Source organism: Arthrobacter sp. CAN_A214, assembly GCF_015751955.1.
In the GTDB taxonomy this organism is placed as follows: Bacteria; Actinomycetota; Actinomycetes; order Actinomycetales; family Micrococcaceae; genus Arthrobacter_D.
The window spans coordinates 32,649-53,578 of record NZ_JADOUU010000006.1 but is presented as its reverse complement, the minus strand read 5'-3'; the positions used below and the strand labels follow the sequence as shown (position 1 = coordinate 53,578).

Genomic DNA, 20,930 nt, shown 5'->3' with positions numbered 1-20,930 from the left:
AGCTCCTACTTGAAAAATGCCTGGACGGCGGGATTGTTTTCCCCGGGAAGTTCGATCTTCGCCACCGCGGAGGAGATGGCTTCACGGTTCGGTTCGAGCCACGGCGGAAGCTTGAGGGAACGGCCGAGTTCGAGCAACGGCTCGTCGATATCGAAGCCCGGTGTGTCAGTGGCGATTTCGAACAGTGTGCCGCCCGGTTCGCGGAAGTAGATGGAGGTGAAGTACTGGCGGTCCAGGATCGCCGTCACGCTGTAGCCGCGCCCGGCGAGTTCCTGGCGCCAGACCTCCTGGGTCGCCTGGTCGGGAACGCGGAAGGCGATGTGGTGCACCGTTCCACCGGCCACCAGGCCGCGCTCCGCGGAGAGGTCGGCCACTACGTCCACGACCGTGCCGGGTTCGCCGTCGTGCGTGGATAGCCGGTACCGGCCGTCGGACTCGCCCAGCAGCCTCATGCCGAGGTCCTGGGTCAGGGTCTCGAGGGTGGGCCCTGGATCGGTGACGGTCAGCACCGAGGAGTGCTGTCCTCGGACGGCGTACTGGGCGGGCACCGAGGCGGAGTCCCACGGGTTGCGCGGGTCACTCAGCGAAGAGGCCACGAGGTCGATCTGCAGGCCGTCCGGATCGCGGAGGGACAGCCGCTCCTCCTCGGACGAAGCGCGGGAGATGCTTGAGGCAACACCTATTCCCTTGAAGTGCTCCTGCCACCAGCCAAGGGTTCCCTGGGGAACGGAGAACGCCGTGGTGGTGGACTGGCCACTGCCGACGCGGCCGCTGCGTACGCCCTGCCACGGGAAGAAAGTGAGAAGCGAGCCGGGCGTGCCGGACTCGTCGCCGTAGTAGAGGTGATAGGTGCCGGGGTCATCGAAGTTGACCGTCTTCTTCACCAGTCGGAGCCCAAGGCCCCGAATGTAGAAGTCGATGTTGCGTTGCGGGTCCCCGGCAATGGCCGTTACGTGGTGCAGGCCCTCGGTCTTCGCGGTCACGATAGTCCTCCTGAATTGTTCGACGGCCGGTTCGGTCGACGATATAGATGCAAACGCATGAAGATCGCATTTTGTTCCGTGCCTCTCCGGCAGCCGTCCTGTGCGTCGAATTACGGCCGCCGACTATGCAATCCTGTTTAGGTGGCAGCTAAAGAGCGCGTTTCCGGGTGGGTACGGCGCACCGGCATCGAGATTCTCGGCTGGTCCCTCGTGGTCCTCGGCCTTGCCGCACTGATTCTCCCCGGACCAGGACTGCTGATGCTCGTAGGAGGGCTGGCCGTCCTGTCCCAGCAGTACGACTGGGCCAAGCGCCACCTTGCACCGGTGAAGGCCCGCGCTTTCCAGGCCGCCGCCGTCGGCGTCAAGACCATTCCGCGCATTCTCCTGAGTTGCCTCGGAGCGCTCATCATCATGGGACTCGGCGTGCTGTGGATCCTGCAGGTGCCCGTGCCCGGTTGGTGGTTCCTCTCCGACGACCTGTGGCTGTTCGGCGGCTCCGGTACCGGAATCAGCCTCGTCGTTTCCTCGCTGATCGCGCTGGCACTCATCGCCTACAGTGTTCGCCGTTTCCGGGGTAAACCCGACCCTGGCAGAACGGACGTCGACGGCGACGCTTGAGGAAATCTTTCGCGGCGTACTATCCACGTCCGGCTGGTACTTTTGACAGGGTGCTCACCGTAATCGGGGAAACCCTCATCGACGAAGTCCTCAGCGATACCGCCTCTCCGCGCGCCCATGTGGGCGGGAGCCCCATGAATGTTGCGGTAGGCCTTGCCCGGCTGGGTCATCCCGCACAGTTCGTGGGGCGTTTCGGGAATGATGCCTACGGGCGCATGATCCAGCAGCACCTCCGCGACAACTCGGTGCTGTCGCCCTTCAGGCCTGACGCCCACCCCACCAGCGTGGCCACGGCCCGGCTGGATCCTGCGGGAGGTGCCTCCTACGAATTTCAGCTGGTGTGGGACCTGCCGGAACTCCAGGAGCACGCAACCGATCTGCTGAACGGCACCACCCTGCTGCATGCCGGTTCCATCGCCGCCATGCTGACCCCCGGGGCCGCTGAAGTGCTGAAGCTCGTGGAGCAGGCGCATCCCCTCGCCACGATTTCCTATGATCCGAACTGCCGCCCGACCATCATCCGCGACGCGGATTTCGCGCGCACGGCCGCTGAGCGGTTCGTGGCGCTCGCCGACGTCGTGAAGGCCTCCGACGAGGACCTCGAATGGCTGTACCCGGAAAGATCCGCACTGGATTCGGCACGGGCCTGGCTGACCCAGGGTTGCTCACTCGTCGTGGTGACACGCGGTTCGAAGGGACCATGGGGAGTGTGTGCGGCAGGTGAGGTCGATGGAAAGGCTCCTGCCACCAGCGTGGTGGACACCGTTGGCGCGGGGGACTCGTTCATGGCTGCCCTGCTCGGCGCGCTCGTCGACCTCGAGCTCGACGGCGCCCATCGCCGGGAGGAGCTGCGCCGAATAACACAGGAACAGCTCACCACCGTGCTCGCCTATGCTGCACGGGCAGCAGCGGTGACCGTTTCACGGGCGGGAGCGAACCCGCCGACCCGATCTGAACTAGGAGAACACCTATGACCCGCGATCCCTACGCCGACCTTCCGAAGGTTGCCGAGTTCCAGTTGACCAGTGAGGATATCGACCACCGGAAGCCGCTCAAAGCCGCGCAGGCTTCAGGAATGATGGGTGCCGGCGGCGAGGATCTCTCCCCGCAGCTGTCCTGGTCGGGTTTTCCGGAGGGCACCCGAAGCTTCGCGGTCACCGTCTACGATCCGGACGCCCCTACGGCGAGCGGGTTCTGGCACTGGGCCGTGTGCAACATCCCCGTCGGTATCACGTTCCTGGACTCCGGCGCAGCGAGCGGCGGCGGGTCAGGTCTGCCCCAGGGCGCGGTTCAGCTGAAGAACGACGGCGGCTTTGCCGGTTTCGTCGGTGCGGCGCCTCCGGAGGGGCACGGCCCCCACCATTACCACGTGGTGGTCCACGCCGTCGACGTCGAGACCCTCGACCTTCCGGCCGACGCGAGCCCGGCCTACCTCGGTTTCAACCTGTTCACGCACGGCATCGGCCGCGCACGCCTGATCGGAACCTTCGAGCAGTAGCGGGCGGAGCCGGGTTCGGCAGCCAGGTACAGGAGCAGGTCCAGCAGCAGGGTTTAATGGAGTGCAGACGAAGGAGTGGGAGAATGCGGCTGGTCGCAAGCGATATGGACGGCACGATCGTGGGCTCTGACGGCAGGATGAGCCCGCGGACCGTCCAGGCCTTCCGGGATTGCGTAGCGGCCGGGGTCGACGTCGTCTTCGTGACGGGCCGGCCGCCGCGCTGGCTGCAGCCGCTGCGTGAGCAGCTCGGCCATCTGGGCACCGTCATCTGCTCCAACGGCGCGTTGACGTACGACCTGAAGGCCGAGCGCGTCCTCGATGTCCACCTGCTCGACCATCAGCACATCTATGAGGCCCGAGACATCATCCGCGGGCTGTATCCGGCCGCGGTGTTCGCCGCCGAAACGGTCTCGGGCTTCATGATCGAGCCGGGTTTCGCCGATCCCGGAACCTCGGAGATCCTGGGGAGCGTCGAGGCCCTGGCTTTCGAGGATTCACTGCCGGGTGAGGACGTGGTCAAGTTCCTTGCCCGGGAAAGGGACGTCCACCCCGACGAGTTCCTGCACACGGTCCGCCCGGCCGTGCGGCACCTCGTGTCCGCTACCCATTCGGCGCCGGCCATCGCCCTGCTGGAGATGGCGGTCCCTTCCATCAATAAGGCAGTGACACTTGCCGAGTATGCGAAGGCGCGGGGAATTCCCGCATCCGACGTCGTTGCTTTCGGGGATATGCCCAATGACATCCAGATGCTCGAGTGGGCCGGAAACGGCTACGCCATGGCTTCGGGCCACCCCGAGGCCCTGGAAGCCGCGAACCTGGTGGCGCCGGCGTTCGAGGACGACGGCGTGGCGCAGGTCCTCGAACAGCGCCTGGCCGCACTCAAGACGGCCTGACGGCGCGGGCTGGTGAGCCTTCCGTTCTTCTCTGCCCCGCAGCCTACCTCGGCGCAGCCACCCGCGCCGGCGCACGACGGCGGACGGCGGCCCCTCGCGTTGTCTCACCGCGGGTTCGCTCCGGACGGCGACGAGAATTCCGTGGCGGCTTTCTCCCGGTCCGTGGAACTGGGGTACGGCTGGCTCGAGATCGACGTGCGCACTTCACGCGACGGCGTGGTGATGGTGTTCCATGACAGACTGCTGGATCGGGTGACCGACGCCTCCGGGCCCCTTGCTGATCGGACGCGGGACGAGCTGCGCACCGTGCTGATCGGTGGGCGTGAGCCCATCCCGACCCTTGAGGAGGTGCTGCTGCGTTGGCCGCACCTCAGGTTCAACGTCGACATCAAGGACGATCCGTCGGTGGAGGCGTTCGCCGACGTCGTCAATAGATGTGGCGCACACGACCGCGTGCTGGTGGCGTCCTTCTCCGATCGCCGGCGGAAAAAGGTGCTGCGCCGGCTCACCCGGCGCACGGCGTCCTCGGCAGGCATGCTGGTGAACGTCCTGATCCGCGCGCTCGGTCCCCTCGGGCTGACGCGGGCCATCGCCCGCGTAGCCGGGGTCGACGCTGTGCAGGTTCCGCTGCGCTACCGAGGAATCCCCGTCGTGACAGCCGGCTACGTCCGCCGGTGCAGGGCCGCATCGCTCGAGGTGCATGTGTGGACCATCAACGACGAGCACACCATGGCAAGGTTGCTGGATTTGGGGGTGAGCGGCATCGTCGCTGATCGGGCGGATCTGCTCGCCGGGGTGATGAAGCAGCGCGGATGCTGGCCGCAGGGGCGCGACGCAGGACCGGAATTGCCGCCGTTCCGTAGCGCTAAGCCATAGCCAGCGTGCCCGGAACACGCGTAGGCTCGAAAACAGCCGACCTGCTGTCGGCTGACGGAAACACCGAAGGAGTTCATCATGGGTTTGAGCAATATGATCAAGAATGCCGCCGGGAAGTATGCAGGAAGGGCCGGCCGCCCCGCTGGAGGAAGCCCCCGAACAGGCGGGCTGAACACCGGCAGGGGAACAGCAGGCACGTCCGGCACTGGAGGAATCGGCGGAAAGATCCGTAGCATCCTCAACCGGCGCTGAGGCGCCCCGCAAGGTCCCGGAGGACAGCGCTGACGGACAGGAGCGGGCTGCCGGGGAGGTAGCCCGCTCCTGTCTTCGAGTGTGCGCTGCGAAGAGCGCGTGGAACGACCGAGACGGCCGCTCCGGGCATGCGGCGATGCCAAGGAGGAATGGAACCGGCCATGCGGACAGGATCGCTTCCCGTCATCGAGACCAGCCGTCTCCGGAAGAATTTCGGCCGCGCCGCCGCGCTCACCGGCCTGGACCTCAGCGTCGGGCCCGGGGAGGTCCACGGGTTCCTCGGGCCCAACGGTGCCGGTAAGTCGACAACCCTCCGGATACTCCTGGGGCTGATCCGCCCCACCTCCGGTACGGCCCGCGTCCTTGATCTGGACCCGTGGGTGGATCCCGTCCGGGCGCACCGCGACATCGCCTACGTTCCCGGAGAAGTGAGCCTGTGGCCGGGCCTGTCGGGCGGCGAGGTCGTTGATCTGCTGACCGGACTGCGTGGCGGCGCGGACGAAAGGCTTCGCCGCGCGCTCATCGACGAGTTCGATTTCGACCCGCGGCGGAAATGCAGGACCTATTCCAAGGGCAACCGCCAGAAGGTGGCACTCATTGCCGCGTTCGCCCGCCCGGCCCGCCTCTACCTTCTGGATGAACCAAGCGCGGGCCTGGATCCGGTCATGGAGTCCGTTTTCCGGCGCCAGGTCGAACGTGTCAGCGGTGATGGAGCCACGGTGCTGCTCTCCAGCCATATCCTCAGCGAGGTGGAGCAGCTCTGTGACCGGGTCACGATCATCCGCGCCGGAAGCGCCGTGGAATCGGGAACCCTGGCCGAGCTTCGCCATCTGACGCGGACCCGCTTCCGGATCACGACCGCAACCTACCCGTCGATGCTGGAGTCACTGCCGGGGGTGCATGACCTGCAGAGGGACGGCACGGGAATCGTCTTCGATGCCGACGCCGCCGAGCTGGGCCCCGTGCTGGAATCCCTCGCGGCCGCCGGTGTCACCGGGATCACCGCGGCCCCGCCGTCGCTCGAGGTGCTGTTCCTGCGCCACTACACCGGCCCGGATGACCCGGTGTAGCCGATGCGCGCCGTCGTCCGTCTGGGCCTGGTTCAGGCACGCCGGGACCGCACGGTCCTGACGGTGTGGATTCTGGGGATCGCGCTGCTGGGCCTGGTCACTTCGACGGCCGTGGCCAGCCAATTCGGAGACGACGAACGGGTGTCGCTCATCTCCGTCGCCGCGGCAAGCCCGGCGTTCCTCTTCCTCCGCGGACTGCCCGACGGCACCGGTATCGGGGCGGTGGTGTTCTTTCAGGGATACTCCTTCACGGCGGTCCTGGCCGGCCTGATGAGCACCCTCCTCGTCGTGCGGCACACACGCGCCGATGAAGAGCTCGGACGTTCCGAACTCGTCGGCTCCACCCCCGTTCCCCGTACCGCACCCCTTGCAGCGACGCTGCTGGTGGGAGCCTGCGCGAACCTGGTTCTGGCCGTGGCGGTGGCTGCCGGTTTCACCGCCGCCGGTCTGCCGGCGACCGGATCACTCGTGGCCGGGGCCGCGGTCGGCGCGGTGGGGCTGTTCTCCGGAGGCGCCGCCGCGGTGGTTGCCCAGGCACTTCCTTCAGGGCGCAGCGCCAACGGGGCCGCCGCAGGCCTGGTCGGCGCCGCCTACCTGATCCGGGGCATCGGCGACGCCCTCGGCACCCCTGATGGTGGCCTGATGCACGTTACCGCGGCGTGGCCGTCACTGCTCTCGCCCATCGGCTGGGGGCAGCGGTCCCGCCCGTTCACGGCCGCCGATCCCGTACCGCTTCTGGTGTTGGTGGCGGCCGCGCTGGTACTGGCAGCGGCAGCAGTGCTGGTTCGGAACCGGCGGGATCTCGGTGCCGGTGTCCTGCACGAGGGCGACGGAAAAGACCGGGCCGGCGCGGGAGGGGCCTCCTTCCTGGGCCTGGCTTGGCGCCTTCAACGTTCTCCGCTAACCGGCTGGTGCGTCGCCGCCCTGGTACTCGGTGCAGTGGCAGGCGGCGTCGGTCCGGTGGTGCGGGACGCCCTGGCCGGCGACCCGTCCCTCCAGAACCTGATCAGCCGCCTCCTGCCGGGCAGCCAGGCCGACATCGTCGATCTCTTCACCACAGCGCTGCTGGGCATGGCCGGTGTTCTCGCCGCTTCCGCCGGAATCCAGGCGGTACTTCGGCTGCGGACCGAGGAGGCCGAGGGGCAGGCCGAGCTGCTCCTCGCCGTCCCTCGGTCCCGCGCACGCTGGCTGGCCGCACATCTCGTTATGGCCGCCTTGTCGGTGACAGCGGTCGCTGCAACGGCGGGTACTGCAGCGGCCATCGGGCTGGGACTGTCCGGAGCGGGCACCAGCCAGGGAGGAATTATCGTGGCCGCGGCGCTGGCTCATGTACCGGCTGCGGCCGTCTTTCCGGTGGTGGCGTCACTCGTCATCGCCGTCGCGCCACGGCTGGGCAGCCTGCTGGGCTGGGGATTTCTGGCCGTCGGGTTGATCCTGGGCCAGTTCGGGGAACTGCTCGGTCTTCCGGGATGGGTGCAGGACATCAGCCCGTTCCGCCATTCCTCCGCCATGCCCGTTGAATCGTTCGCCGCCGGTGAGGCCCTGGCCATGACCGCCATCGCCTTCGTCGGAGCCGCACTGGCCGCCGACCTGATCCGGCGGCGCGACCTCACGGCTTGACGCGCGCAGTTAGGGATCCGTCGGGTCCGCCGTTCTCCTGCCGCGTGGTCTCCTCCAGGATTCCGGCTAGTCGTTCCCCGAGTTCGGGAAACTCCCTGTACCCGTCGCTTCCGAGGAAATGGCCGGCGTCGTGCACTTCCACCAACGACGCCGACAGGCGCTCCGCCAGGGAGCGCGTCAGTCCGGGAGGCACCACGGGGTCATTGGCGGAGGCGAAAACCGCCCGGTGGGTGGTGCGCCTCGCCAGCGCGGGACCGTCGACCGGAACCGCGGTGAAAGGGTCGAGCAGCGGAAGTTCCGGGATACGCTCCGCGAAGCCGGCCACGAGGAGGATGGCGTGCAGCGACCAGTTCCCATCCAGTGCGTCGAGGTAGCGCAGGGCTGCGGCGCAGCCGAGGCTGTGGCCGACAAGGATCGTCGATTCGTCGGGCCGGCCGACGGCGGTTCCGATGCGCTCCAGCCAGGGGCCCGGCAGCGGTTCCTGCGGGGTCGGCAGGTCGATGACCTCGACGGTGGCACGCGTCGCGAAGGTCTCCTGGAGCCAGGGGAACCAGTGGTCGCCCGGGGATGCCTGGTAACCGGGGATCACGAAGATGCGCACCGGTCACCCGAGCTTGGAGGGACGGCTGCCATGGTCAGTGGACTCCGGCTCACCGGGCATGGCGGCGTGCTCGCTCCCGCGCACGCGGGCGATCGCCGTCATGCCATGGAAGATCAGCAGCGCAGCGCCGGTGCCGAGGGCAATCCCGGCGAAGGTGAGATCACCGATGATCCAGGTGAAGTCGGCGATGCCGATGACCAGGGCCACGCCGGCCGTGGACAGGTTGATCGGATTGGAGAAGTTGACCTGGTTCTGGACCCAGATCCGGACGCCCAGGATGCCGATCATTCCGTAGAGCACCACGCCGGCACCTCCCAGGACACCCGGCGGGACGGTGGCGATCAGTGCGCCGAATTTCGGGAACAGGCTCAGCAGGATCGCGACGATCCCCGCGACCCAGTAGGCCGCCGTGGAGTAGACGCGTGAGGCCGCCATGACGCCGATGTTCTCCGCATAGGTGGTGGTACCGGAACCTCCGCCGGCTCCCGCGATCATCGTGGCAAGACCGTCGGCCATCAACGCCCGGCCGGTGAGCGGGTCGAGGTCGCGGTTGGTCATGGCCGCCACCGACTTCACGTGACCGATGTTCTCGGCCACCAGGACGAGGACCACCGGAACGAACAGTCCGACGACGGAGAGGTGGAACTCCGGGGTGGCGAATTCGGGCAGGCCGATCCAGGCGGCGTCGGAAATTGCGGCGAAGTCCACCTCGCCGCGCAGTACCGCGACGAGGTAGCCGACGAGTACGCCGACGAGGATGGACAACCGCCCGAGGATTCCCTTGAACAGGACTGTGACCAGCAGGATGGTGACCACGGTGACCACCGCCGTTACCGGCCCCTGCTCGAAGCTGGCTTTCGCCGTCGGTGCCAGGTTCAGGCCGATCAGGGCCACGATGGCGCCCGTCACCACCGGCGGCATGGCTACCTGGATCCAGTGCGAACCCGCGCGGTGGACCACTGCGCCGATCAGGGCGAGCGCCGCCCCGGCCATCAGGATCCCGCCCAGGGCCCCAGCGGTGCCGTGCTGGCTCTGGGCGGCGGCGATGGGTGCGATGAAGGCAAAGCTCGAGCCGAGGTAGCTGGGGACGCGGCCGGCGGTGATGACCAGGAACAACAGCGTGCCGATGCCCGAGAACAACAGGGTGGTGGACGGCGGAAATCCGGTGATCAGCGGCACGAGGAACGTGGCACCGAACATGGCGACGACGTGCTGCGCCCCGATCCCGATGGTGCGGGGCCAGCTCAGCCGCTCATCAGGGGCCACGAAGCCGGAGGCGGTGACGTTCTTGCCGTCGCCGTGGACAGTCCAGTTGGTTCCGAGTGCGCTCATGGCTGTGCCTTCCAACGGGGTTTCGTGATCCCCAGAATCCTACCGTCAGCAGGTCTCCGTGCCGCGCGTCAGCCGCCGATGACGCCGTCGACCAGCAGCTTCGCCTCCGCCTGCACCTGCGCCAGGTGTTGTTCTCCTCGAAAGGACTCGGCATAGATCTTGTAGACGTCCTCGGTGCCCGAGGGCCGTGCGGCGAACCACGCATTCTCCGTGGTGACCTTCAGTCCACCGATGGGTGCGCCGTTGCCGGGGGCCTCCGTGAGACGGGCGGTGATGTCCTCGCCGGCGAGGGTGGTGGCGGTGACGTCCGACGGCGACAGTTTTCCGAGGGCTGCTTTCTGCTCTCGGGTCGCGGCCGCGTCGATCCGCGCATACACCGGTGCACCGAACCGCTCGGTGAGCCCCGCGTAGTGCTGCGACGGCGTCTTCCCCGTCACGGCGGTGATCTCCGAGGCGAGCAGCGCCAGGAGGATGCCGTCCTTGTCGGTGCTCCACGGTGAGGCATCGTGGCGGAGGAAGGAGGCTCCTGCCGATTCTTCACCCCCGAAGGCCAGTTCGCCCGAGAGGAGTCCCGGAACGAACCACTTGAAGCCGACGGGCACCTCCTGCAGCACCCGGCCGAGGTCGGCCGCAACGCGGTCGATGATCGAGGAGGAGACAAGCGTTTTCCCGACGACGGCGTCGGTGCGCCAGGCGGGACGGTTGCGGTAGAGGTAATCGATCGCCACCGCAAGGTAGTGATTGGGGTTCATGAGCCCGGCGTCGGGGGTCACGATGCCGTGGCGGTCGGCGTCGGCGTCGTTGCCCGTGGCGATGTCGTACTCCGACGCCCGGGCGATCAGGGAGGCCATGGCGGAGGGCGAGGAGCAGTCCATGCGGATCTTCTCGTCCCAGTCCAGGGTCATGAACGCCCACTGGGGGTCGACGGCAGGGTTGACGACGGTGAGGTTGAGGTTGTGGCGTTCGCCGATCGCTCCCCAGTAGTCCACCGATGCGCCGCCCATCGGGTCCGCGCCGATGTGCAGCCCGGACTCCCGGATGGCCTCGAGGTTGAGGACGTTCGGCAGGTCATCGACGTAGTGCTGGAGGAAGTCGTACGTGCCGATGCCCTCGGCCTGCTGGGCTTCGGCGATCGGGACGCGCTTCACGCCCCGCAGGCCGCCCTCCAGGAGTTCGTTGGCCCGCGTCGCGATCCAGTTGGTCGCATCGGAATCGGCCGGTCCGCCGTGGGGCGGGTTGTACTTGAATCCGCCGTCACCGGGGGGATTGTGCGACGGGGTGATGACGATGCCGTCGGACCGATCGGTGCGGCTGCGATTGTAGGCGAGGATCGCATGCGAGACGGCGGGCGTCGGCGTGAATGCTCCACGGGCATCGATCCGCACCGTCACCCGGTTCGCCGCGAGGACTTCAAGGGCGGTGTTCTGGGCCGGCTCGGACAACGCGTGGGTGTCCTTGCCCATGAACAGCGGACCGGTGATGCCCTGCCCGGCCCGGTACTCGACGATCGCCTGGGTGATCGCGGCGATGTGCCCCTCGTTGAAGGAGGCTTTGAGCGAGGACCCCCGGTGGCCGGAGGTGCCGAACGCTACGCGCTGCGCCGGATCTCCCAGATCGGGGGAGACATCGAAGTACGCGTCGAGGAGTGCCGTCACATCAATAAGGTCGCTGGGTAGGGCAACGGTGCCCGCTCGGTTAGCCATGGCTCCAGCATGTCAAAGAACCAACCGAAATACACCCGTTACCTCCGGTCCGGACCCGTACTCAGTAAGATGAAGGTCTGGTAGTCCCCTAGTTGAAAGGTGCAGACATGGCCGACAACGGCCCGCAGGAACGCCCACCGTTCAACGATCCCAAGGACCCGCGCTGGTACTCCGACCCCGGCAGGCCCCCCGCCGCAATGCCGCCGTACGGGGCTTCGCCCTCCGAGGCGTCGCCCTACGGAACCCAGCCGCCCGGGGTCCGGTATGGCGGGTATGGGATGTCCGAACCGAAGGGGATGAGCATCACCGCCCTGGTCTGCGGCGTCGTGGCGATCTTCACGGGTGGTTTCCTGGTGATTCCCCAGATCCTGGCCGTGGTCTTCGGTCATCTCGCCCTGAAGCGGGAGCCGAGCGGTAAGGCACTCGCCTTGACGGGACTGATCATCGGCTACGTCCTGGTGGCGCTGACCGTGCTGGTCGTGGCGTTGTTCATTCCGCTCATCGCCTTCGCTTTCACCGCTGCTCCGTGAGCACGAAACCTTGCAACTTCGGCGCTTGATGTCCAGCCCATACTAAGTAAGCTGAGTTTGGCACCCGGACCGGGCGCCTCCGTGCGGAGAAAGGCAGAATCGTGAGCGAAAACCCCACCGGTGCCAGTGGAAATCCCGACGACGACGGCGCTGACGCCGCAGGCAAGCCCGAAGAGCAGGACGCCGGAGGGTACGGCGGACCCGGACCCGAAGCCGAGGTGGCTCCCGGCTTCGAGGCCGACAACGACGACAAGTAGGCCGAGCCGCCGCCGGACCGGGGTCACACAGTGATCTCGCGCTTGAGGATCTTTCCGGTCGGGCCCTTGGGAAGCTGATCCACGAGGACAACCCTGCGCGGGTACTTGTAGGCGGCGAGGCGTTCCTTGGCGAACGCGAGGATCTCGTCGCTGAGGGCGCGGCGGCCGTCGTCATCGGCAGGCACGTATTCCGCCTTGAGTCCGACGACGGCCACCACCTCCTCACCGTGAAGCTCGTCGGCGGCGCCCACCACCGCGGCCTCGGCAACGGCAGGGTGTTCGTAGAGAACTTCCTCTACCTCGCGGGGGTACACGTTGTAGGCGCCGCGCAGGATGACGTCCTTCTTGCGGTCAACGATGAAGATGGCGCCGTCCTCATCGAACCGTGCGAGGTCTCCCGTCCGGAACCAGCCGTCGGGAATGGCGGCAGCAGTGGCCTCGCTGTTGTTCCAGTAGCCCTTCATCACGCAATGTCCCCGCACCGAGAGTTCGCCTACCTCGCCTTGGGGGACGTCGGCGCCGTCCGTATCGAGCATGCGCACTTCGACGCCTTCCACGGGCGTGCCGATCGAGCCGGGCTTCCGGACGTCGCCTACCCTGTTGAAGCTGACGATCGGCGAGGTTTCGGAGAGCCCGTACCCCTCCAGCAGGTCGGCCTCGAAGACCCGCTCGAACTCACGCAGCACTTCGACCGGCAGGGCGGAGCCCCCGGAGACCGCCACACGGAGCGAGCCGAGGTTCGTCTGACTCACGGCAGAGTGGCGCAGCATCGCGATGTACATGGTGGGCACACCTTCGAAGACCGTGACGCCGTCGCGTTCGATGATCTCGAGTGCCTTTCCTGGTTCGAAGCGGGGCAGGAGTGTCACTGTGGCTCCGGTCAGCACAGCAGCATTGAGGGCGCAGGTCTGACCGAAGATGTGGAAGAACGGCAGGCCTCCGAAGAGGACTTCGCCCACCTTGATGCCCATCAGGTCCCGGGAGATCTCGGTATTGCGGCGGAGGTTGTCGTGGCTGAGATCGGCCCCCTTCGGCCGTCCCGTGGTTCCGGAGGTGTAGAGCAGGACGGCGGTGGCGGAGCCGTCCACTTCCACCAGGCCCGGTGTCGGTTCGGCCGCTGCAACCCGCTGCATAAAGGCCGCACCGTCGACGGGAATGACGTCCACGGTCGCGCCGTCCTTTCCAGCCTGGTCCGCTCCGCTCTGTGCTTCAGCGAGAACGCCCTCCCACGCGAAAACCAGTTTCGCCCCCGAATCAACGAGGTGGTAGGCGACCTCGCGCCCTTTGAGCAGGGGGTTGAGCGGCACGACCACCGCACCGTGGCGGAGCACTCCGTAATAGATGAATGCCATCTGGGGAATGTTCGGCAGGATGAGCGCTACCCGGTCGCCGCGCCCTACACCCATTTCGACGAGGAGCGTCGCGATATTCTGGCTCAGCACCTCCAGGGCGCCGAAGCTGACTTCGACGTCGTCGAGCTTGATGGCCACCGCGGACGGGTGGGCTGATGCCGTAGCCACGAGGTTGGAGGCGAGGTTGGACACAGGATCTCCTTTGATCGGCGCGGCGCTGCTGGGATTGTTACTGGTCAGTACGAGTTTGGGGGATCCTTCCCGCGATCGCAAGGAAGGCCGGTGGACCGCGCCGTGCCTACCGGACCCCGGCCATGAGTTTCCGGATCGCCGGCGCGGCCGCCATGAGGGCTGCGCCGAGCACGATCGCCGTGATGCCGCTGAAGGAGAAGTACGGTACCTCGTTGTCGGCGCTGTAGTACCCGGCAAGGATTCCCGACACCGTCGTTCCGAGCGAGATGGAGAGGAAGAAGAGTGCAACCGTCTGGGTCCGGAACGCTTCCGGTGCGAGTTTCGTGGCTACGGAAAGGCCGATCGGCGAAAGGAACAATTCAGCCCAGGTGAAAAGCAGCAGGATCCCGGCCAGCGCCAGAAGTGGTGTGCTGTTCGGGCCGCCGCCGGAGAACGGGATGAACGCCAGGAAGGCGATGCCCATGAAGACAAGACCGAGGCCGAATTTCACCGGTGAGGAAGGCTGGCGGCTGCCGAGCCTGGTCCAGACTGCCGCGAAAACGCCGGCGAACAGGATGATGAAGATGGGATTGATCGACTGGACCATTCCCGGCGGCATCTCCCACCCGAAGATCATGCGGTCCAAGCGGGATTCGGAGTAGAGGGCAACAACGGTGAACTGCTGCTGGAACAGGGACCAGAATGCGGCACTGGCCACGAACAGTGGAATGAAGGAGTACACCCGCCTCCGTTCGACCGGCGAGACCTTGCTGCTGGAAAGGATCACTGCGAAGTAGGCGATCGTCGCTGCGATGGCGGCATACGCCATGACGTTCGCGAGGCTCCCGGCATTCAGGAGGCCGGTGACGATCGCGAGGATGATCGCGGCGACGCCGGCGGCGGCGATCACCGTCCACCGGCGGTACTGGGCGCGGGGCAGCGGGTTCTCCACCGTGTGGGCGTCCGCGGGAAGGTTCCTCCTCGTGGCCGAGTACTGCACGAGCCCGATGGCCATGCCCAGCGCAGCCAGGCCGAATCCGATGTGGAAGCCGTAAGAAGCCCACACGAGGTTCGTCAGGAGCGGGCCGAGCAGGGCGCCGACGTTGATTCCCATGTAGAAGATGGAAAAGCCTGCATCGCGGCGCTCGTCTCCGGGAGCGTAGAGCGTGCCGACCAGTGATGAGGCGTTGGCTTTGAGTCCTCCCGAACCGACGCCCACAAGGACCAGGCCGACGGTGAGGCCGGCTACACCGGGTAGGACGGCAAGGGCGATGTGCCCGAACATGATGAGGACTGCCGAGTAGAAGAGCACTTTCTCCGACCCGAGGAGCCGGTCCGCGATCCACGCGCCGAGGATCGTCGACAGGTACACACCGCCGCCGTAGGCCCCTACCAGGCCGGCCGCTGTGGACTCCGCGAAGCCGAGGCCGCCGTCCCGCACGGTGTAGATCATGTAGTACAGCAGCAGCGCCTGCATGCCGTAGAAGGAGAACCGCTCCCACAGCTCCACGCTGAACAGGTTGGCGAGCATCCGGGGATGTCCGAAAAAGCTTTTGGAAAGGCCGGCTGTCGGCTGGTTGCGCACGGTGCTCATTTATTCCATGGTGCCATTGGCGTTATGGAATGCAAATTCAGGGATGGGTCTCAAGTTGTGCACAGACTGCGAGGAGGTGCGCCTCATCGCTGGGACGGCCGATGAGCTGCACCCCCATGGACAGCCCTTCCGGCGTGGTCAGTGTGGGAAAGGCAATGGCGGGAAGGCCGCAGACATTCACCATGGAGGTGTAGGGGGTGTACCTGCACTGGCGCTCATAGTCGGTGTCGGCGTTCGAATCCGTGTACCACCCGATGGGCCGGGGCGACATGCCGAGTGCCGGGGTGAGGATCATGTCATACGCCGAATACTGCAGGATGGTGTCGTATTCGAACTGGCGCAGGATATCGATGGCGGCAGCGAGCTCGGGTGCGCCGCGCCGTTGTGCACGCCGCCTCATCACCCGCGTGAGGTCGGTCAGGTGTTCCTCGCGATCCTCGGGGATGGGGGCCGTTGCGAGACCGGCCGTCCATACGGACTGGAAGGCGGAAGCGTAGCGAGGATCGTAGGTCAGCGGGGCTTCCACCAGGTCATGACCTGCGGCCTGGAGCTGTCGGATTCCGCTGTCCAGCGCCTCGAGGCTCACCGTCTCTGGGGCGACGTCGAGCGCCGCGGAGAAGGGCGAGACCGTGCTGACGCCGATCCGGAACCTCCCTTCCGCGCGCAGCGCGGCGTCGAGGAAGGTGCGGCCGTTCCGGGAGGCGGCGGACATCGCGCGGTAGTTCGGCGCGCGCACCAGGGCGTCGAGGAGCAGGCCTGCATCAGCGGCTGTCCGCGCAAGGGGCCCCGCCACCACGAACTGCCCGAGGTCGGCCTGCCCGGATCCGGCGGGCACCCTGCCGCGGTTCGGTTTCAGCCCCACGATGCCGGTTGCTGCAGCGGGAATCCGCACGGAACCACCGCCGTCAGTTCCCGGGGCGAAGGGCAGCATTCCCGCGGCCACGGCGGCAGCGCTGCCGCCCGAGGATCCTCCGGGGCTGAGGGCAAGGTCGAGTGGATTGCGTGCCGGCGGCGCGATGAGGTTTTCGCTGTAGCAGCTCAGGCCGAACTCGGGCACCTGCGTCTTGCCGAGACTGATGGCGCCGGCCGTCCGGAGCACGGCGGCAAGGGGGGAGTCTTCGGCCGCGACAGCAGGGTCGAGGGCCGCGGTGCCCAGCGTGGTCCTCACCCCTGCGACGTCGGTAAGGTCCTTGTGTGCCAGGGGCAGTCCGTGCAGCATCGGCAGGGGGTCCCCCGTCCTGCGCCGCGTGTCGGCGGCGTCGGCCTCCGCCAGTGCCGAATCGTGCGTCACCGTTACGAAGGCGCCCAGTTGCGGATTCAGGGCATCGATCCGCCGGAGGAAGTGTTCGGTGACCTCGCGGGCGCCGATCGCTCCGCGGGCAAGTGCATTGCGCAGGGTCAGCGCGGACAGTTCGTGCAGCTCCGTCATGACGCGTGCCCCAGGTCTGCCGACGGTTGCGGGGGTGGGTATCTGCCGGCTGCCATCATTCCCCCGGTCCTGTTACGGTCGGCGCCCGTCCGAGGCGCCCTGATTCCGTCTCCACTATAGGCTTGGGGTGCCGCCTGCCGTGGGCTCCTGCCCCGTCCGAACCGTCGGCAACGCATTCGATGGAAGGGAAGTGCCAAGTGAGCCAGCTTGAGAACGTGTCAGTGGACGCCGTCGGCGAGAACGCGAAGATCCTGGATGTCCGGGAGGACTACGAGTGGGAGGCGGGCCACATCGAGGGCGCGGTCCATATTCCGCTCGACCAGCTTCCGGAACGGCTTGCCGAACTCAACCCAGACGACGATCTCCACATCATCTGCCGTGCCGGTGGCCGGTCACAGCGTGCGGGTGAGTGGCTGGTCGGCAACGGCTACTCCGCCGTCAACGTAGCGGGAGGCATGGGGGCCTGGTCCGAGGCGGGCAAGCCCATGGTGTCGGAGACCGGCAGCGCGCCCTCGGTCCTGTGAGTACCCTCTCCTCGTACGCCTATCTCGGTCCGCAGGGCACGTTCACCGAGGCTGCGCTGCTGCAGGTACCCGGAGCCGACGGCGCCCGCAGAGTCCCGGCGTCCACCGTTGCGGCCGCACTCGAGCTCGTGAGGTCCGGTGGCGTCGACGGGGCGATGGTGCCCATCGAGAACTCGGTGGAGGGCGGCGTCTCAGCGACCCTTGACGCGATTTCCGTCGGTGAGCCACTGCGCATCGTGCGTGAGGAGCTCGTGCCCATCACCTTCGTGCTTGCCGCACGGGCCGGGACGCAACTTCCGAAGGTGAAGCGGATCTCCACCCATGGGCACGCCTGGGCGCAGTGCCGGGGGTGGGCGGATGCCAATATTGCCGAGGCGGAATACATCCCGTCGGCGTCGACAGCCGCCGCCGGCTACGGGCTCCTCAGCGATGACTGCGGCTACGATGCAGCGATCTGCTCTCCCGCGCTGGCCGCCTCGCTGGGTCTATCGGTGCTTGCGAGCGGTATCGGCGACATCGCCGACGCCGTCACGCGCTTCATCCTCGTCAGCCGCTCCCGTGCCTTGCCCGCTCCCACCGGGGCTGACAAGACCACGCTGGTCATTCCGCTTCCCGAGGACCACCCCGGCGCGCTCATGGAAATCCTCGACCAGTTCGCGGCGCGCGGGGTGAACCTCAGCCGCATCGAATCGAGGCCCACCGGCCAGTTCCTCGGTGACTACTTCTTCAGCATCGACGCCGAGGGCCATGTGGCCGACGCGCGGATTGCCGACGCACTCAAGGGACTCCACCGGATCAGCCCGAACCTCCGCTTCCTCGGGTCCTATCCACGGGCCGACGAGCGTCGTCATGCGGTGGTGCCCCACACTGCGGACGGTGCTTTCGCCGCGGCGGACTCGTGGGTGGCGGAGATCCTCCAGGGTCGTTAGTGCAGGGCCGGTGTCAAGGTGGAGGGGCATCGGATCTCAGCTGCCCGGGAATGCAAAGGAGGCTTAGTATGAGGGGATCCTGCTACTCCTGAGTGCTTTCCGAAGGTGGTTCCCGCATGGCTCGATTGCGCCGCAGCAACACCCGCAAACCGGGCATCACGCGCAGGCGCCAGGGCAAGGGCTTCAGTTACCGGGGACCCGACGGGTCGCTGCTCCGGGACCGCGACGAGCTCGAGCGGGTCAGGGAACTGGTCATCCCCCCTGCCTGGAAGGACGTCTGGATAGCCCCCTACCGCAACGGCCACGTGCAGGTCCTCGGGACCGATGAGGCAGGGCGCCGGCAGTACATCTACCACCCGGCGTGGCGCGAGCAGAAGGATCGCGAGAAATTCGACCGTGCCCTCGAGTTCGGGGCAAAGCTGCCGAGTGCACGCCGGGTGATCACCCAGCATCTCCGCAGCAACGGAACCACCAGGGAGAGGGCTTTCGCGGCCGCGCTCCGCATTGTCGACGCCGGAGCCCTACGCATCGGCTCGGCCCAGTACGCCGAAGCCAACGGCTCTTTCGGGGTCACTACCCTTCTCGTGGAGCACGTTTCGATCGAAGGACCCATGATCATCTTCGATTTCCCGGGTAAGAGCGGTCAGCAGTGGGACACCACCCTGGAGGACCCGGATCTCGCAGCGGCACTTCGTCCGATGATGCGGCGGGAGGACGCCGACACGGTGTTCGCCTACCGTACGTCGGATGAGAAGTGGCACCACGTGGACGGTTCCCAGCTCAACGAATTCCTCCGCCAGGTGACGGGAGGGCCTTTCACCGCCAAGGATTTCCGCACCTGGCAGGCCACTGTGGTAGCTGCAATGGCCCTTGCGCGTGAGGATCTGAAGGCCACTAGCCGGACGGCGAGGCAGAAAGCGGTTGCCGCCACCATGCGTGCCGTCGCAGACCACCTCGGCAATACACCGGCGGTGGCGCGGAGTTCGTATGTCGATCCGCGGCTCGTGGACCGCTTCATGAGCGGCGAGGTCATCCCGGTCGCGAGTATGAGCGCGTCCGAGAAGGCCGTGCAGGAGCTCCTGCGCGACTAGCGGTCCTCGGCTGTGGCTTCCACCTTGGGCCATTGCTAAGTAGGCTTACGGTGAGCGCCCGGCCGGGAGCACATCTTTCGACGAAAGGCAGCATCATGACTGAGAAAGCTTCTGGAGGACACATCGTCAACCCCAATGAGGGCGACGGCTCCACCTCGGATCCGAACTGGCACGGCGATGCCGGTGACCAGGGGAACGACATCCGGTTCGCCGAGGAACAGAGCCTCGTGAACGAGCAGGCCGGACACGGCAGTGCAGCCTCGGAGGCCCAGTCTGCGGCCAACTCCGAGGGAAGCTACACCAGTGCCGCCCCGACCGACGACGACGGCGGCTACACCGGCGCGCAGGAACCGGTTGAGGAGGGCGAATACACCGACAAGGACAAGCCCCTGGTCGATACTCCGGACGGTGAAGGCGAGTACACCGACCGCGACCGCACCTGAGGTCTAGCTGCTCCCTGGTGGTCCGGATGTCCCCGGAGGGACCCGGACCATCAGTGCGTCGGCGTCCACGCGCACGGTCAGGGAGGTCACTGCGCCGGAGGGGTCGCCGTCGAGCTGGGTCTCGGTCGGCTCCGCCACCCACACTGTCGCCTCCCGTGCCCGGTAGTACTTGATGACCGGACTGCCACCCCGGTGCCGAAGCAGAATCTTCGTGCCCATCCAGAACCAGCCGGCGAGGCTGCGCGGGCTGATCACCACGACATCAAGGACGCCGTCGTCGATGGTGGAGTCGGGAATGAAGTCGATGCCCGCCGGAAGCTTTCCGCAGTTGGCGAAGAGGACGCTGCGGACCTTCCTGCTCTGGGGTGCGCTCCCGTCGAAGCTGATCGACACGCGCTGGCGGCGGCCCGGCAGGTGGCGGACCCCCGCTTCGCTGTAGGCGAGCCAGCCGTACTTCTCCTTCAGGTTCTCCTTGGTGGCCGCGACAATCGTTGCGTCGAGGCCCACCCCTCCCATCACGAGGAAGGGGTGGGAGGACTCGACGCCGGTCCGTGCGTTCCGCAGGTGAATGCGCCCCATGTCGATCCGGCGCTGGTGTCCGTGAAGGGCTGCTTCCAGGCAGCCGGCGAGGTCGAAGTACGGCAGACCGAGATTGCGGACGAGCAGGTTCCCGGTTCCCAGTGGGAGCAGGCCGAGCGCGGCGGGCTGGTGGGCGAGGGCCTGGGCCACCGCGCGCACGGTGCCGTCCCCGCCGGCGGCGATGACGACGTCGGCGCCGGCTTCGATGGCACGGCGCGCCTGTCCGGTCCCCGGGTCCTCAACGGTGGTTTCGAGGATCAACGGAGGGTTCCACCCGGCGTCGGAACACGCCTGCTCCACGAGGGCACGGGCCGCCCGGGACTGGAGCTTGACCGGGTTGAGCACCAGAGCCACCTGCTGCGGGCCCGGAAACGGCGGCGAGGAGGGGTGGGTGGTGGTGGGGGTGGACCGCGGATGGCGAAAGCGGCGCACCGTCCACCAGCTTTGCGCTGAAGCGGCCGCTGCGGAGCCGGCGGCGGTCAGGGCAAGCAGTCTTGGGCGCATGGTGTGTCAAGAATAGCCGCAGCGTGCAGCGCCGGGCGTCGTCGTCCGCGGGGCTGTGCTCCTGACGCCTACTCGGCGTTG

22 protein-coding genes are annotated in these 20,930 nt (G+C 67.1%); 14 read left to right on the top strand and 8 right to left on the bottom strand.

Annotated elements, in window-relative coordinates; all coding sequences use genetic code 11:
- Nucleotides 1-5: 5 nt before the first annotated feature.
- Complete coding sequence (locus IWX65_RS07565; protein ID WP_196881818.1) at nt 6-983, bottom strand: ring-cleaving dioxygenase; 978 nt, start codon at nt 981-983, stop codon at nt 6-8.
- A 141-nt stretch (nt 984-1,124) separates the two neighbouring features.
- On the opposite strand from IWX65_RS07565, the gene IWX65_RS07560 reads away from it, so the two are divergent.
- The 8 genes from IWX65_RS07560 to IWX65_RS07525 all read left to right on the top strand — a co-directional run bounded on the left by IWX65_RS07560 (nt 1,125) and on the right by IWX65_RS07525 (nt 7,810).
- Nucleotides 1,125-1,601 carry a PGPGW domain-containing protein gene (locus IWX65_RS07560; RefSeq protein ID WP_196881817.1) on the top strand — a complete coding sequence of 159 codons (477 nt, stop codon included), beginning with the start codon at nt 1,125-1,127 and terminating at the stop codon, nt 1,599-1,601.
- Nucleotides 1,602-1,651: 50 nt separating this feature from the next.
- Nucleotides 1,652-2,575 carry a carbohydrate kinase family protein gene (locus IWX65_RS07555; protein ID WP_196881816.1) on the top strand — a complete coding sequence of 308 codons (924 nt, stop codon included), beginning with the start codon at nt 1,652-1,654 and terminating at the stop codon, nt 2,573-2,575.
- The gene (locus IWX65_RS07550; protein WP_196881815.1) at nt 2,572-3,099 is read left to right on the top strand and encodes a YbhB/YbcL family Raf kinase inhibitor-like protein; all 528 of its coding nucleotides are present in this window, start codon (nt 2,572-2,574) and stop codon (nt 3,097-3,099) included. Before IWX65_RS07555 ends, IWX65_RS07550 begins: the two co-directional genes overlap by 4 nt.
- An 83-nt stretch (nt 3,100-3,182) precedes the next feature.
- Nucleotides 3,183-3,992, top strand: coding sequence for an HAD family hydrolase (locus IWX65_RS07545; protein WP_196881814.1), 810 nt, complete (start codon nt 3,183-3,185; stop codon nt 3,990-3,992).
- A 12-nt stretch (nt 3,993-4,004) separates the two neighbouring features.
- Entirely contained in the window at nt 4,005-4,868 is an 864-nt protein-coding gene (locus IWX65_RS07540) for a glycerophosphodiester phosphodiesterase family protein (protein WP_334683723.1), read from the top strand.
- A gap of 78 nt (nt 4,869-4,946) precedes the next feature.
- Complete coding sequence (locus tag IWX65_RS07535) at nt 4,947-5,120, top strand: hypothetical protein (RefSeq protein ID WP_196820318.1); 174 nt, start codon at nt 4,947-4,949, stop codon at nt 5,118-5,120.
- A 161-nt stretch (nt 5,121-5,281) separates the two neighbouring features.
- Nucleotides 5,282-6,190 carry an ABC transporter ATP-binding protein gene (locus tag IWX65_RS07530; RefSeq protein WP_196881813.1) on the top strand — a complete coding sequence of 303 codons (909 nt, stop codon included), beginning with the start codon at nt 5,282-5,284 and terminating at the stop codon, nt 6,188-6,190.
- Between the two features lie 3 nt (nt 6,191-6,193).
- Nucleotides 6,194-7,810 (top strand): ABC transporter permease, encoded by a 1,617-nt coding sequence (locus tag IWX65_RS07525; RefSeq protein WP_196881812.1) that lies wholly within the window; start codon nt 6,194-6,196, stop codon nt 7,808-7,810.
- Here the strand turns inward: IWX65_RS07525 and IWX65_RS07520 are convergent.
- From IWX65_RS07520 to pgm, 3 genes are all read right to left on the bottom strand, one after another.
- Nucleotides 7,800-8,411 (bottom strand): RBBP9/YdeN family alpha/beta hydrolase, encoded by a 612-nt coding sequence (locus IWX65_RS07520; protein ID WP_196881811.1) that lies wholly within the window; start codon nt 8,409-8,411, stop codon nt 7,800-7,802. The genes IWX65_RS07525 and IWX65_RS07520 overlap by 11 nt on opposite strands.
- A gap of 3 nt (nt 8,412-8,414) precedes the next feature.
- A complete protein-coding gene (locus tag IWX65_RS07515; protein ID WP_196881810.1) occupies nt 8,415-9,743 on the bottom strand; it encodes a uracil-xanthine permease family protein in 1,329 nt (442 codons plus the stop codon).
- A gap of 68 nt (nt 9,744-9,811) precedes the next feature.
- Nucleotides 9,812-11,446: a phosphoglucomutase (alpha-D-glucose-1,6-bisphosphate-dependent) gene (pgm, locus tag IWX65_RS07510; protein ID WP_196881809.1), complete on the bottom strand. Its 1,635-nt coding sequence runs from the start codon at nt 11,444-11,446 to the stop codon at nt 9,812-9,814.
- Nucleotides 11,447-11,553: 107 nt separating this feature from the next.
- On the opposite strand from pgm, the gene IWX65_RS07505 reads away from it, so the two are divergent.
- Both IWX65_RS07505 and IWX65_RS07500 read left to right on the top strand, forming a co-directional pair.
- The gene (locus tag IWX65_RS07505) at nt 11,554-11,976 is read left to right on the top strand and encodes a DUF4190 domain-containing protein (RefSeq protein WP_196881808.1); all 423 of its coding nucleotides are present in this window, start codon (nt 11,554-11,556) and stop codon (nt 11,974-11,976) included.
- Nucleotides 11,977-12,077: 101 nt separating this feature from the next.
- A complete protein-coding gene (locus tag IWX65_RS07500) occupies nt 12,078-12,233 on the top strand; it encodes a hypothetical protein (RefSeq protein ID WP_196820311.1) in 156 nt (51 codons plus the stop codon).
- A gap of 23 nt (nt 12,234-12,256) precedes the next feature.
- On the opposite strand, the gene IWX65_RS07495 is transcribed toward IWX65_RS07500, so the two are convergent.
- The 3 genes from IWX65_RS07495 to IWX65_RS07485 all read right to left on the bottom strand — a co-directional run bounded on the left by IWX65_RS07495 (nt 12,257) and on the right by IWX65_RS07485 (nt 16,779).
- Complete coding sequence (locus tag IWX65_RS07495) at nt 12,257-13,777, bottom strand: long-chain-fatty-acid--CoA ligase (RefSeq protein WP_196881807.1); 1,521 nt, start codon at nt 13,775-13,777, stop codon at nt 12,257-12,259.
- A 106-nt stretch (nt 13,778-13,883) separates the two neighbouring features.
- Nucleotides 13,884-15,350, bottom strand: coding sequence for a peptide MFS transporter (locus tag IWX65_RS07490; RefSeq protein ID WP_196881806.1), 1,467 nt, complete (start codon nt 15,348-15,350; stop codon nt 13,884-13,886).
- Between the two features lie 37 nt (nt 15,351-15,387).
- Complete coding sequence (locus IWX65_RS07485) at nt 15,388-16,779, bottom strand: amidase (RefSeq protein WP_196881805.1); 1,392 nt, start codon at nt 16,777-16,779, stop codon at nt 15,388-15,390.
- A 197-nt stretch (nt 16,780-16,976) separates the two neighbouring features.
- On the opposite strand from IWX65_RS07485, the gene IWX65_RS07480 reads away from it, so the two are divergent.
- From IWX65_RS07480 to IWX65_RS07465, 4 genes are all read left to right on the top strand, one after another.
- On the top strand, nt 16,977-17,303 hold the full coding sequence (locus IWX65_RS07480) for a rhodanese-like domain-containing protein (protein WP_196881804.1): 327 nt from the start codon (nt 16,977-16,979) through the stop codon (nt 17,301-17,303).
- Nucleotides 17,300-18,232, top strand: a complete 933-nt coding sequence (gene pheA / locus IWX65_RS07475; RefSeq protein ID WP_196881803.1) for a prephenate dehydratase — start codon at nt 17,300-17,302, stop codon at nt 18,230-18,232. The genes IWX65_RS07480 and pheA overlap by 4 nt, the downstream gene beginning before the upstream one ends.
- Before the next feature lie 116 nt (nt 18,233-18,348).
- The gene (locus tag IWX65_RS07470; protein WP_196881802.1) at nt 18,349-19,323 is read left to right on the top strand and encodes a DNA topoisomerase IB; all 975 of its coding nucleotides are present in this window, start codon (nt 18,349-18,351) and stop codon (nt 19,321-19,323) included.
- Nucleotides 19,324-19,418: 95 nt separating this feature from the next.
- Nucleotides 19,419-19,766: a hypothetical protein gene (locus IWX65_RS07465; protein WP_196881801.1), complete on the top strand. Its 348-nt coding sequence runs from the start codon at nt 19,419-19,421 to the stop codon at nt 19,764-19,766.
- A 3-nt stretch (nt 19,767-19,769) separates the two neighbouring features.
- Here the strand turns inward: IWX65_RS07465 and IWX65_RS07460 are convergent, their stop codons facing one another.
- Complete coding sequence (locus IWX65_RS07460; RefSeq protein ID WP_196881800.1) at nt 19,770-20,849, bottom strand: diacylglycerol/lipid kinase family protein; 1,080 nt, start codon at nt 20,847-20,849, stop codon at nt 19,770-19,772.
- Between the last annotated feature and the right edge of the window lie 81 nt (nt 20,850-20,930).